The 13,750-nt window shown below is 70.3% G+C and carries 4 protein-coding genes, 1 tRNA gene and 1 pseudogene; 3 read left to right on the forward strand and 3 right to left on the reverse strand.

Going from position 1 to position 13,750, the window contains the following annotated elements:
* Window positions 1-151 precede the first annotated feature (151 nt).
* Window positions 152-1,720: an FAD-dependent monooxygenase gene (locus ON23_RS32255; RefSeq protein ID WP_051043650.1), complete on the forward strand. Its 1,569-nt coding sequence runs from the start codon at window positions 152-154 to the stop codon at window positions 1,718-1,720.
* Between the two features lie 11 nt (window positions 1,721-1,731).
* Here ON23_RS32255 and ON23_RS32260 read toward each other — a convergent pair whose 3' ends face one another.
* Both ON23_RS32260 and ON23_RS32265 read right to left on the reverse strand, forming a co-directional pair.
* Window positions 1,732-2,220 (reverse strand): response regulator transcription factor, encoded by a 489-nt coding sequence (locus tag ON23_RS32260; protein WP_051043651.1) that lies wholly within the window; start codon window positions 2,218-2,220, stop codon window positions 1,732-1,734.
* A gap of 280 nt (window positions 2,221-2,500) precedes the next feature.
* Window positions 2,501-2,574: transfer RNA gene (locus ON23_RS32265), tRNA-Met, on the reverse strand.
* Between the two features lie 149 nt (window positions 2,575-2,723).
* On the opposite strand from ON23_RS32265, the gene ON23_RS32270 reads away from it, so the two are divergent.
* Window positions 2,724-3,539 (forward strand): NADPH-dependent oxidoreductase, encoded by an 816-nt coding sequence (locus ON23_RS32270; RefSeq protein ID WP_373282267.1) that lies wholly within the window; start codon window positions 2,724-2,726, stop codon window positions 3,537-3,539.
* Between the two features lie 11 nt (window positions 3,540-3,550).
* Window positions 3,551-4,330 carry a thioesterase II family protein gene (locus ON23_RS32275; protein WP_039783055.1) on the forward strand — a complete coding sequence of 260 codons (780 nt, stop codon included), beginning with the start codon at window positions 3,551-3,553 and terminating at the stop codon, window positions 4,328-4,330.
* Between the two features lie 21 nt (window positions 4,331-4,351).
* Here the strand turns inward: ON23_RS32275 and ON23_RS32280 are convergent.
* Window positions 4,352-13,738, reverse strand: a pseudogene (locus ON23_RS32280) (SDR family NAD(P)-dependent oxidoreductase); the annotation flags it as partial.
* Window positions 13,739-13,750 lie beyond the last annotated feature (12 nt).

Consider the following 13,750-nt stretch of genomic DNA (forward strand, 5'->3'; position numbering starts at 1 on the left):
CGCTTCGGCACGCGTCCCGTGCCTCCGCGCACGGTCACCCATTCCAAGGGCGGCTGGCCCCGGCACGGCAGGCACGGGGCGCGGTAACGCACGGCAGTGCCAGGTGTCCGAATCGTTCGACCGGCCGGAAACGGCCCGGATTGGGAGTGGAATGCATACCGACGTGATCATCGTGGGCGCGGGCCCCACCGGCCTGATGCTGGCCGCCGAACTGCGGTCGGCCGGAGTCCGGCCGCTGGTACTGGAACGGCAGCCACGCCCTCGCGACACTCCGAAGGCCGGCGGGCTCGGCGGGCAGATTCTCGAATTGTTGCGCTACCGGGGCCTGCTGGACCGGTTCGAATCGGCGTGCACCGATCCGATTCCGGCGCCGCGGTTCCCGTTCGGCGGTGTCCACGTCGACCTGACCTCGCTCGCCGAATCGCCGATGCACGCCTTGCCGCTGCCGCAACAGCAGCTCGAGCGGCTACTCGGCGAACGCGCCGGTGAACTCGGCGTCGACATCCGGCGCGGACACCGGGTGCTGGACGTGACGCAGGATGCCGACGCGGTCACCGCGCAGGTGCAGGGGCCGGACGGGACATACCGGGTGACCGCCCGCTACCTGGTGGGCTGCGACGGCGCCCGCAGCGGGGTCCGCGACATGGCCGGAATCCCGTTTCCCGGCACCGTCTATCCGGAGGTCAACCGGCTGGCCCAGATCACGGTGCCCGACTCCGTGTCCCGGCTGGACAACGGCGACCTCGACCTCGACGGGTTCGGCATCATCCGGGCGGGTTTCACGCGCACCGAGCGCGGGCTGTTCGGGCTGGGCGTCTCACCCACATCGGAGGTGCTGTCGGTCTACACGACCGAGGACGAGTCCGTCGAATACGACGACGACATGCCGATGACCGTGGCCGAGCTACAGGACAGCATCCACCGTGTGCTCGGCGCGGAACTCCCTGTGGCGCAGACATATCGGCTGTCTCGTTTCACCTTCGAAGCCCGGCAGGCCGAACGCTACCGCGACGGACGGATCCTGCTCGCCGGCGATGCGGCCCATCTGTTCCCGGCCACGGGCGTCGCCCTCAACGTCGGCATGCTCGACGCGGTCAACCTGGCCTGGAAGCTGGCCGCCGACGTCCAGGGCTGGGCGCCGGACGGGCTGCTGGACACCTACCACGACGAACGGTATGTCGCGGGGGCGCGGACCATGCTGCACACCCGGGCGCAGGTCGCGCTGCGGCGTGGGCACGACCCGGCCGCCGAAGCGCTCCGAACGGTCTTCCAGGAGCTGCTCACCGACGACCAGCCCCTGCGGCGCATGGGCGCGCTCATCGCCGGCGCCGACATCCGCTACGAGCTACCCAACCCGAACGGTCACGCCCTGACCGGTACTTTCGCGCCGAACCTGGCTGCGCTCACCGGCCGAGGCGGCACCGGCGAAGGCAGCACCGCACTGCTGCCGGACGCGCGCCCGGTCCTGCTCGATCTGGCCGACCGGCCGGAGCTGCGCGCGGCGGCACGAGAATGGAAGCACCGCATCGACATTCGCACCGCCGAGACCGCCGATCGGCCCGCCGACGCCCTCCTCATCCGCCCGGATGCGCACATAGCCTGGGCGGCGACGGTCGGCGAACACGCAGAGACCGCCGAACTCGGCCTGCGGACAGCGCTGAGGTCCTGGTTCGGCGCGCCCGTGGAGCCCGGCATCCCGGCCGGGGCCGTGCGTCCCTGATCGGGGAACGTTCAGTCGGCGGCCCGGGTGTCCAGCAGGCCGTGCTGCACGGCGTAGAGGGTGGCGGTCGATCGGGTGGACGATCCGGTCTTGACGTAGATGCGTTCGATATGGGTGCCCGCGGTCTTCGGCGTGATACCGAGCGCGCGGGCGACCTCGCGCGCCGAGGCGCCGCGGGCGATGAGGACGAGGACTTCGAGTTCGCGGGGTGTGAGTCCGTCGGGGCCGCAGCGGCGCCGCCCGCGGGGCTGCCCGGCCGTGTCGAGGACCGCGTCGACCGCCGCCGCGTCGAGTCGCCCGGCACGGACCTCGGCGCGCAGCTCGGCGGCGATTCGCTTGGGCGACAGGGCCTCTCGATAGGCGCGTGGCTCGGACGCGGCTCGACAGGTATCGGCCGCGGCCAGTATGCGCGCCGTGACGGGAATCGCCGGGGCGGTCAGCGCAGAACGCGTCCACCACGGCGGGATCGAACTGGGTTCCGCGCCGGGACTGCGCGGCATCGACGGCGGCGTCGATGCCGGCCTCGCGATGCAGCACCTCGACGACGTCGGCGAGATGGAACAGCCGCATGCCGAGCCCGATGCGCTCCCCGCCGATCCCACCCGGCACACCCTTGCCGTCCCACCCGCATCCCGAGCGTCACGCGTCATGGTGCGAGCATAGGCCGCGCTCGCCGCCTTCGGACCGGCTCCCGCGCGCTGCGAGCGACGCGTTTCCGCGCGACACCGGACCGACGAAAAACGGCCCCGGAACCAGTGGTTCCGGGACCGCACTCCCTAGTAGCGGGGACAGGATTTGAACCTGCGACCTCTGGGTTATGAGCCCAGCGAGCTACCGAGCTGCTCCACCCCGCGTCGGTAGGTTCAACCCTACGCAACCGTCCGGAGAAAACCAAAACGCCTGGTGGCGGCCCATGAATCGCGTGAACTTCCGACGGCGATCCATCGGCGCACGGTGATCGCAACGATGGAGCTCGGCCGCCGAGGGACGCCACACTGTCCGGGTGACGACGACGAACCTGCATCCCGTGCGCGGCCGCTACCGCGATCCGGAACTGACCTCGCTGGCGCGGACCAACTCGGTGATCGAGTTGCAGCTCGCGCACCGGTCGGTGCGCGCCTTTCTCGACGAGCCCGTGGGTGAGGAGGAGTTGACCGCGATCGTCGCGGCGGCGCAGTCGGCCTCGACCTCGTCGAATCTGCAGGCGTGGAGCGTCGTCGCGGTGCGGGATCCGGCGCGCCGCGATCGGCTGGCGACGCTGGCGGGCGATCAGGATTTCATCCGCCGCGCACCGCTGTTCCTGGTGTGGCTGGCCGACCTGGGCCGGATCGCCCGGCTCGCGGCGGCGCGGCAGGCGACGGTCGACGCGACCGAATACCTCGAGTCCACGATCCTCGGTTTCGTGGATACGTCCCTCGCGGCGCAGAACGCGGTGATCGCGGCCGAATCACTGGGACTGGGCACGGTTTTCGTGGGCGGTATCCGCAACAACCCCGACGGCGTCGCCGCCGAGCTGAATCTGCCGGACCGAGTGTTCGCCGCCTTCGGGCTGGCGGTCGGTGTGCCCGACCCGGCCGAATCCGCCGGGGTGAAACCGCGGCTGCCGCAACGCGCGGTCCTGCACCACGACGTCTACGACGCCGCCGGGGATGCCGTGATCGACGACTACGACGCCCGGCTGACCGAATACAACGCCGAATACGGTCGCTCGAGCGGCTGGATCGCCACCGTCCTCCAGCGCCTCGCCGACCGCGACAGTCTCAAAGGCAGGCACCGCCTGCGAGAACATCTGCGGCGTCAGGGTTTTCCGTCGGTGTAGGCTTTCGGCCCGTGGGTAATAGCTGGCTGCGTCGTCTGTCCCCCGCTCCGGAGAACGGATCGCACACGGTGGTCTGCTTTCCCCATGCCGGCGGATCCGCCATCTCGTACGGGCCGTTGGCCAGAAGCCTCGGATCGGAATACGACGTCGTCGCCGTGCAATATCCCGGGCGGCAGGACCGACGGCGCGAGCCGCTCGTCGGCACCATTTCCGATCTCGTCGACGGCCTGTTCACCGAATTGACCGAGACGCTCGCCGGCGTCTCGCATTTCTCCCTGTTCGGCCACAGCATGGGATCCGCGGTGGCATTCGAAACCTGCCGGCGCCTCGAACGGGACACCGAGACGCGAGCGGCGGTGCTGTTCGCCTCGGGCCGCCGTGCCCCGTCGCAACAGGGCACCGAGGTGATGCACACGCTGAGCGACCGTGCGCTGGCCGATCATCTCCTGAACTACGGCGGCACCCCGGCGGCGCTGCTCGAGGATCCGGAAATGCGCGACATGATCCTGACGGTCACCAGAAACGACTACCGGGCCATCGAAACCTACGCCTGCGCCCCGGGGGCGACCGTCGAATGTCCGATCGTGGCACTGGCCGGTGATCGCGACGCCGATGCGAGCCTCGCCGATATCGAGGCCTGGCGCGCGCACACCACCGGAGATTTCCTCGCCCGCACATTTCCCGGCGGTCATTTCTTTCTCGACGCCAATCGTGATGCGGTGGCGCAGTTGATTTCCCAGCACAGTTCGCGAGCGCTGTCGAATCAGGCGGCAGCGACCGGGCGAGCGTAAAAGCCCGCCCGGTCGCCGCCCTCAGCGTGCGAGCCAGTGCTCGATCGCCTGGGCGACCTCCGCCGCTCCGTCCTCCAGAATCGTGAAGTGATCGGCCGCCACCGGCACGACGGTATGCGTCGCGTCCCACGGCCGGGTCTGCCAGTCCGCACGCTCCGACGAGCCGTCCAGGAACGACCGCGCACACTGGACGAACAGCGCCGGTGTGTCGACCGAACCCGGCACCAGCTCGTGCAGCACCTGCACGTACCGGCCCATTCCGGTGAGCCGGGCCTGGTCGAACCGACCGAATGTGGCCTCGTTCGCCACCATGTGCTCGGCCATCTCTTGCAGCAGCCACTCCCCGCCCTCGTGCGCGGGATAGGTGTCCAGCATGACCACGCCGGTGGGAGCCGGACCGCCCGCCGCCTCCAGATATTCGGTGACCAGATAGGCCAGCAGACCGCCCGAGGAATGTCCGAGCAGGACGAACGGCTCACCCTGCGCGGCCTCGAGCACGCCGCGCGCCACCGCCGCGAGCGCCGCGACCGGTGTCGCCGGGAGTGGTTCGCCCGCACCGAAACCGATCAGCGGCAGCGCCAGTACGTCGCGCCCGGTGCGCAGTTGCGCTGCGATCCGGGCGTACTGGTGGGCGCCGCCGGTGGCCAGCGGCGGATTGAGGCAGATGATCCGGGGCAGGGCCGAGCCCGCGGCGAGCCGTGCCGGCGCCGGTAGCCGTTCCGGTTGCTCGTCGGCGGTGAAGTGGTCCCGCAGTTCCGCCACCGCTCGCAGCAGGGCGAAGCCCTTGCCGGCCTGACCGGTCGTCACCGCGCCGCGGAACATCCCGTACAGCGAATCGTCCACACCCGCAGGGCCGTCGACCGCTCGGGGCGCGGTGCCGAGTTCCTCGCGTAGGTGCCGGGCCAGCGCGGCGGGCGTCTTGTGGTCGAAGATCGCCGCCGTGGACAGCGCCAGTCCGGTGGACGCGTTGAGCGCGCCGCGCAACTCCATCGCGGCCAGCGAGTCGAAGCCCGATTCGAGGAAGTCCCGCTCCGGGTCGAGCGCATCGGTGCTGTCGTGGCCGAGCAGCCGGGCGGCATGCTCGAGGATGTGCGTCAGCAGCCACCGTTCCCGATCGGGCTCCGGCAGCTGCGCCAGATGGTTGCGCAGTGCCGCGGCGTCGGGTGTCGTGACCCGTTGCCGCCGTCCCGGCTTCGCGGCCAGATCCCTGAGTAGTGCGGGGACAGCGTCGCGGGCACGCAGTACGGCGTGGTCGATCGCCACCGGCACCTGTACCGGACGGCCGGAAGACAGTGCCGCGTCGAACAATTCGAGGGCGGCGCCGGCGGGCAGCGGCGAAAAGCCTTGGCGGCGCAGGCGGTGGCGGTCGGCCTCGCCGAGCCATTGCGACAATCCGGTGTCGATATCCCACATGCCGTAGGCGAGTGACGTGGCCGGCAGGCCTTCGGCGTGGCGACAGGTCGCGAGCGCGTCGAGGAACAGGTTCGCCGCCGCGTATCCGCCCTGGCCGGCGGGCAGGATCGACCCCGCCACCGAGGAGATCGTGACGAACGCGGACAGACCGGCATCGCGGGTGAGCTCGTGCAGGTACCAGGCGGCATCGGCCTTGGCGCTCAGGCAGCGGTCGATCTGGGCCGGGGTCAAGGTGTCGACCAGGCCGTTGTCGGCGACACCGGCCGCGTGCACGATCGCGCCCAGCGGATGCTCGGCGGGGATCGAGTCGAGCAGTTGCCGCACCGCGTCCCGGTCGGTGACATCGCAGGCCGCAACCCGAACCCGGGCGCCGAGAGCGCCGAGTTCCGCGACGAGATCCGCGGCCGCGGCCGGTCCGCGCCGACCGGCCAGCACCAGGTGACGCACTCCGTGCTCGTGCACCAGATGACGGGCGAGGTGGCGGCCGATCCCGCCGGTGCCGCCGGTGATCAGGACGGTCCGTTCGGAATCCCACGCGGTGGGCGGCGCCGTCTCGGGAGCCGCGGCCCGGACGAGTCGCGGCACCCGAATCCCGGACGAGTCGACAGCCAGTTCCGGTTCACCCGTCGCCGCGGCGGCCACGAGGTCGTTCGCCGCGATGGCACTGTCCGCCTCGACGAGCACGATTCGTCCCGGATTCTCCGCTTGTGCGGCGCGTACCAGGCCCCATACCGCGGCGGCGGCCGGATCACCGGTGGCATCGGTGACAACCGCGAGAGTGCTTGCGGCACAACGTTCATCGTTCAGGAACTCCTGAACGACACCGAGTGTGTCGTGCAGGGCCGTGCGCAGTCGCGCCGGCACCGCGACCTCGTCGGCCGGGGGCCGGTAGACGAGGACCGAGGCCGGCTCCGGCGCACCCCACTCGGCCCAGGAATTCTCCGCCGCGGGGCGCGGCTGCGGGCCCGGCCGCCACGCGAGTTCGTACAGGGCGTCGCCGGAGGGACGAGACGATGCCGCGAGCAGTTCGGGCGAGAGCGGACGCAAGGCGAGCGAGCGCACCGACAGCAGCGGCGCGCCGGCGGAATCGGCCAGCGCCACCGTGACCGCGCCCTCGTTCGGTTCGGTCAGGCGCACCCGCACCCGGCGGGCGCCGTCGGCGTACAGACGCACCGACGACCAGGTGAACGGAACCAGGGTCTGCCGCTCGGCCTCCTCGTCCGTGTCCCGCGGCAGGCCGACGGTGAGCGCGTGCAGGGCCGCGTCGAGCAGCGCCGGATGCATGCCGTAACCCCGTGCGGAGGTCTGCTCCGGCAGCGCGACCTCGGCGAAGAGGTCGTCGCCGCGCCGCCACACCGCCGTCAGACCGCGGAAGGCGGGACCGTAGTTGTATCCGTGGTCGGCGAGTTCGTCGTACGCGCCGACCACCGTGACCTCCGTGGCGCCGACCGGCGGCCACTGCACGAAATCGGCCCAGTCCGCCGGGTCGTCGGCCTCCCCGCCCGGGCTCATCCGCCCTTGCGCGTGATGCGTCCACGGGACTGCCGGATCGTCCTCGTCCCGGCGAGAGTAGATGTCGATCCGCCGGTGACCGGTCTCGTCACCATCGCCGACGACCACCTGGATCTGCACTCCGGGCCCGCTGAACGTCAGCGGCGCCAGCAGTGTGAGATCGGCCAGTTCCGGACAGCCGACCTGTTCTCCGGCGTGGACCGCCAACTCGACGAAGCCGGTTCCGGGCAGCAGCACCACACCGAGGACGTCGTGGTCGGCCAGCCACGGATGCGTGGCCGTGGACAACCGCCCGGTGAGGCGGACGCCGCCGCCTTCGGGCTGCGCGACCAACGCGCCCAGCATGGGATGCTCGGTGGACCGCAGGCCGAGCGCCGACGGCTCTCCGGCGTGCAGCCGGCCCGTGGCCCAGAAGCGGCGGTGCTGGAAGTGATAGGTCGGCAGATCCGTCCGGGTGCCGCCGGAGCCGGCGTAGTAGCCGGCCCAATCCACCGGCGCACCCGCGACGTACAGGCGGGCGAGCCCGGTCAGCACGGTCTCCGGGTCCGCGTGGTGGCGGGTGGCGAGGGCGATCGTGGTCGCGTCGAGGGTTCGGGCGACCATGGGCGTCAACACCGCGTCGGGTCCGACCTCGGCGAAGCGTGTCGCTCCCAGTTCCGCCATCGTGTGGACCGCGTCGGCGAAGCGCACCGCGTCGCGCAGCTGGCGCACCCAGTAGGACGGATCCGACATCTCGTCGGTCACCCTGGCTCCGGTTGCGGTGGACACCAGCGGCATATCCGGGCGCCGGAACGTCACAGCGCCCAGCGCCGAGGCGAATTCGTCCAGCATCGGTTCCATCGATGCGGAATGGAACGCATGCGACACGCGCAAACGGCTTGTGCGCCATCCGTTTTCCGCGCACCGCGCGGCGACGGCCAGCACATCGGCTTCGATACCCGACAGCACCACCGAGGACGGACCGTTCACCGCGGCGATCGACACGCCCGCGCCCAGCAGCGGCAACACGTCGCCCTCCGACGCACCCACCGCCACCATCACCCCACCCGCGGGCAGCGCCTGCATCAGACGACCACGCGCCGCCACCAGCACACACGCATCCTCGAGCGACAACACACCCGCCACATGCGCGGCAGCAACCTCACCGATCGAATGACCCGCCACCACATCCGCACGCACACCCCACGACTCCAGCAGCCGATACAGCGCCACCTCGAACGCGAACAACCCCGCCTGCGCGAACACCGTCCGGTCGACCAGATCCTCGTCCGCCAACGCCTCGACCAGCGAAACAGGCTGCCCCAAAGCAGGTTCCAGCTCATCAACAATACGATCGAAACGCTCGGCGAACACCGGGAAAGCGGCACGCAGCTCCGCGGCCATCCCCGCCCACTGCGCACCCTGACCCGAGAACACCACACCCGTCGAACCCGGCACCACCCGACCCGACACCACACCGGACACAGCCTCGCCCGCCGCCAGCGCACGCACTCCCGCGAGCAGACCGTCACGATCCCGGCCCACGACAACGGCCCGATGCTCGAACACCGCACGCGTAGACGCCAGCGAGAAGCCGACATCGAGCGGATCCGGAAGGTGGGCGGCCACATGCGAGGCGAGGCGGGCCGCCTGACCGGTGAGGGCGTCACCATTGCGCGCCGAGAGCGTCCACGGCAGGACGGCCGGGACAGTGGTCGCTGTCGGCGCGGTCTCGGCGGCCGGGGCCTGCTCGAGGATGACGTGCGCGTTCGTGCCGCTGATCCCGAACGAGGACACACCCGCCCGACGCGGCCGATCCACCTCCGGCCACGACACCGATTCGGTCAACAACTCGACACTGCCTTGCGCCCAATCAACCTTCGAACTCGGACGATCCACATGCAGAGTCCTCGGCAGCACGCCGTGACGCATCGCCATGACCATCTTGATCACACCACCCACACCCGCAGCCGCCTGAGCATGACCGATATTCGACTTCAACGACCCCAACCACAACGGCCGATCCGCCGCACGATCCTGCCCATACGTGGCAAGCAGCGCCTGGGCCTCGATCGGATCACCCAACGTCGTACCGGTGCCGTGCGCCTCGACCGCATCCACATCCACCGGCGAGAGTCCCGCATTGGCCAGCGCCTGCCGGATCACCCGCCGCTGCGACGGACCGTTCGGCGCCGTCAAACCATTCGACGCACCATCCTGATTCACCGCCGAACCCGCCAGCACCGCCAACACCTCATGACCGTTGCGCCGCGCATCGGAAAGCCTCTCCAGCACGAGCACACCCACACCTTCGGCCCAACCCACACCATCCGCCGCATCCGCGAACGACTTACACCGGCCATCAGGAGACAACCCACGCTGACGACTGAACTCCACAAACGTCTCCGGCGTCGCCATCACCGTCACACCACCGGCCAACGCCAGATCGCATTCCCCGGACCGCAACGAACCCGCCGCCAGATGCATCGCCACCAACGACGACGAACACGCCGTATCCACCGACACCGCAGGGCCTTCCAGCCCCAGTGTGTAGGCGATCCGCCCGGAGACCAGGCTGCCGGTCGCGCTGTTGCCGCTGCCCTGGGCATAGTCGTGATACATCACGCCGGCGAAGACACCGGTCGAACTGCCCCGCAGCATGGTCGGGTCGATACCCGCGCGCTCCAACGCTTCCCAGCTCGTCTCCAGCAACTGACGCTGCTGGGGGTCCATCATGGTGGCTTCGTTGGGGCCGATACCGAAGAACTCGGGGTCGAAATCGGCTGCGCCGTGCAGGAATCCGCCTTCTCTGGTGTAGGACTTGCCCGCGCGGCCGGGTTCCGGGTCGTAGATGCCGGCGATATCCCAGCCTCGGTCGGCCGGGAGCGTCGTGATCGCGTCCGCGCCGGTGCGCACCAGATCCCAGAGTTCCTCGGGGGAGGTGATCCCGCCGGGGTACCGGCACGCCATGCCGACCACCGCGATCGGGTCGTCGTCGACCGCCCGGGTCGCGGTCACCTCGCTGTCCCGGCCGGTTCCGGTGAACTCCTCGGCGAGATGTCGTGCCAGCGACTCGGGCGTCGGATAATCGAACACCAGGGTGGCGGGCAACGGCAGGCCCGTGACGGCTTGGAGGGCATTGCGGAATTCGATGGCGGTGATCGAATCGAAGCCCAGTTCGTTGAAGGCCCGATCCGCCGCGATCGAATTCGGATTCTCGTGGCCGAGAGTCGCGGCGATCTGTCCGCGCACGATCTCCACCAGCACCCCGAAGCGCTCGCTGTCGGGAGTGCTCGCGACCCGGGCGCGCAGCGCCGTGAACGTACCCGATGCCGCACTGCGACGGGTCGGCACCAGACCGGAAAGCAATGCGGGCGTGGCGTTTCCGGCGTGCCGAATGCTCTCCGTGTCGAGCCGGGCGAGCACCGGCACAGCGATCCCGGTCGCGGCGTCGAACAGCGCCAGTCCCTGATCCGCCGAGAGCGGCAGCAGGCCAGAGCGGGACATGCGGTGCCGGTCGACATCGCCGAGCTGCCCGGCCATGCCGCCGTCCCACAGGCCCCACACCAGAGATGTGCCGCACCTGCCGGACGCGACGCGGTGCGTGGCGAGCGCGTCCAGATATGCGTTGGCCGCGGCGTAGTTGCCCTGGCCGGGGTTGCCGAACGCACCGGCCACCGAGCTGAACAGGACGAATGCCCGCAGGGGCAGGTCGGCGGTCAGCTCGTGCAGATGGAATGCGGCATCGACCTTGGGCCCCAGCACAGTATCCATCCGCGCCGGGGTCAGCGACGCGACGGCGCCGTCGTCGAGCACACCGGCCAGGTGGAAGACGCCGGTCAGTGGGTGTTCTGCGGATATGTCCGCCAGCACGGCGGCCAGCGCGTCGCGGTCGGCGACATCGCAGGCGGCGAATTGGACGTCGGCGCCGAGGTCGCCGAGTTCGGCGCGCAACGCGGCTGCGCCGGAAGCGGATTCGCCGCGCCGGCTCAGCATCAGCAGGTGGCGGACGCCGCGGGTGGCGACCAGATGCCGGGCGAAGAGCCCGGCCAGGAGCCCGCCGGCACCGGTGATCAGCACCGTCTCGTCCGGATCGAACTCGACGGTCTCGGCGGCGGGAGCCGCCCGGACCAGCCGTGCGGCGTACGCTCGCCCGCCTCGCACGGCCACCTGCGGTTCGGACGCGGCCAGGATGCCGCCGAGCAGATCATCGAGTTCGGCATCGATGTCGATCAGGACGATGCGACCCGGATGCTCGGCTTGTGCAGAGCGCACGAGGCCGCCGACGGCGGCGCCTGCCCGATTCGTGATGTCCTCTCCGGCCACCGACACCGCACCGGCCGTCCGGACCACGAGGACCGATTCGGTGAATCGCCGGCTCCTCGTCCAGGACTGCAGGACCTCGAGCACATGGTGTGTCGCGGCGTGGATCGTGGCGGGATCGTTGCCCGCCGGGCAGTCCAGCACCACGACCGGCGGTACCTCGTCGCCGAGTTCCGGCCATGTGGCCGTGGCGGTTTCGGCCGTGCCCACCTCGATCGGTGTCCAGTCGATCCGGAACAGGGCGTTGCCGACGGCTGCGCCGGTGGTGAGCTGCGCGGGATCGACCGGACGGGAGGCGAGATGACGGACCGTCGCCACCGGAGCACCGGTGGTATCCGCCAGATCCAGCGCCACACCCCGCTCCCCCACGCGGGTGAGCCGCACCCGCAGGGCATCGGCCCCCGCCGCGTACACGGTGACTCCGGACCACTCGAACGGCAGCGCCGGTCCGTCCGGGCGCGCGTCGGCGAATCGCAGCGCATGCAGGGCCGCGTCCAGCAGCGCCGGGTGGATGCCGAACCGCTGGGCGTCGGCGGTCTGGGGCAGCGCGACCTCGGCGTAGAGGACGTCGCCGGTCGCTCGCCAGACCGAGCGCAGCGCCTGGAACGCGGGACCGTAGTGGTATCCCTGCGCGCCGAGGGCGTCGTACACATCGTCGATGTCCACCGCGACCGCGCCTGCGGGCGGCCACTGCCGCAATTCGACAGCGGCACCGTCGTTTTCGGATGTGACGGTGCCTTCGGCGTGCACCGTCCAGGACGGCAGCGCATCGGCCTCGTCCTCGCGGCGGGAGAAGATCCGCACCGGGCGACGACCGGCCTCGTCCTCGGCGCCGACCACGACGCGCACCGCGGTGCCGGCGGTTTCCGACAGTGCCAGCGGGGCGCGCAGGACCAACTGTTCGAGGTGGGCGCAGCCGACCTGTTCACCGGCGTACCGGGCGAGTTCGACCAGACCGGCGCCGGGGAACAGGACGGTATCCATGACCGCGTGATCGGCCAGCCAGGGATGTGTCCGCAGGGACAGGCGGCCGGTGAGATCCGCGCCGTCGGAGTCCGGTTGGGAGATTACGGCCGAGACCAGCGGATGTTCCGTGGCGACGAGGCCCATCGCGCGGGCGCTGCCGGATGCCGTGGACTCGTCGGACAACCAATACCGCCGACGCTGGAATGCGTAGGTGGGCAGATCGATTCGCCGGGCACCGGTTCCGGAGTAGAGGGCGCCCCAGTTCACGTCCGTGCCGGTGACGAACAGGGTCGCCAGTGCGGCCGTCAGCGTCGACGGATCCGCCCGATGCCGGCGGGACGACGGCGCCACCACCGGGGATGTGGCGTCGAGGGTTTGGGTGACCATCGGGGTCAGGACTGCATCCGGCCCGAGCTCGGCGAATCTGGACACCCCCGACTCCGCCATCGCCGTCACCGCGTCGGCGAACCGCACCGTGTCCCGAACCTGGTTCACCCAATACGACGGCACCGACATCTCGTCGGTCACCCTGGCACCGGTCACCGTCGACACCAACGACACGGTCGGCTGCCCGAACGCCAATGTGTCTATCACGGCGGCGAATTCGTCCAACATCGGTTCCATCAACGCCGAATGGAAGGCATGCGACACTCGCAAACGATGGGTGCGCCAACCCTTTTCCGCGCACCGCGCGGCGACAGCCAGCACATCGGCTTCGACACCGGACAGCACCACCGAGGACGGACCGTTCACCGCCGCGATCGACACGTCGCCGGCGGCCGTCCCGGCGGAATCCAGCAGCGCCGGCACCTCCGCCTCGACAGCGCCCACCGCGACCATCGCTCCGCCCGCGGGCAGCGCCTGCATCAGTCGCCCGCGCGCCGCCACCAGCACACACGCGTCCGCCAGCGACAGGATTCCCGCCACGTGGGCGGCCGCGACCTCACCGATCGAATGGCCCGCGACCACCTCCGCGCGGAATCCCCACGATTCGAGCAGCCGATACAGCGCCACCTCGAATGCGAACAGACCCGCCTGCGCGTACACCGTCCGGTCGATCAGTTTCTCGTCAGCCAACGCATGTGACAGCGAAACCGCTTGTCCTAGAAGCGGTTCCAGCCGGGCGACGATCGCATCGAAGTGCTCGGCGAACAGCGGATACGCACGCAGCCCCGCCGCCATACCGGCCCACTGCGCACCCTGACCCGAGAACACCACCCCCGTCGA

Source organism: Nocardia cerradoensis NBRC 101014, assembly GCF_000308535.1.
Lineage (GTDB): Bacteria > Actinomycetota > Actinomycetes > Mycobacteriales > Mycobacteriaceae > Nocardia > Nocardia cerradoensis.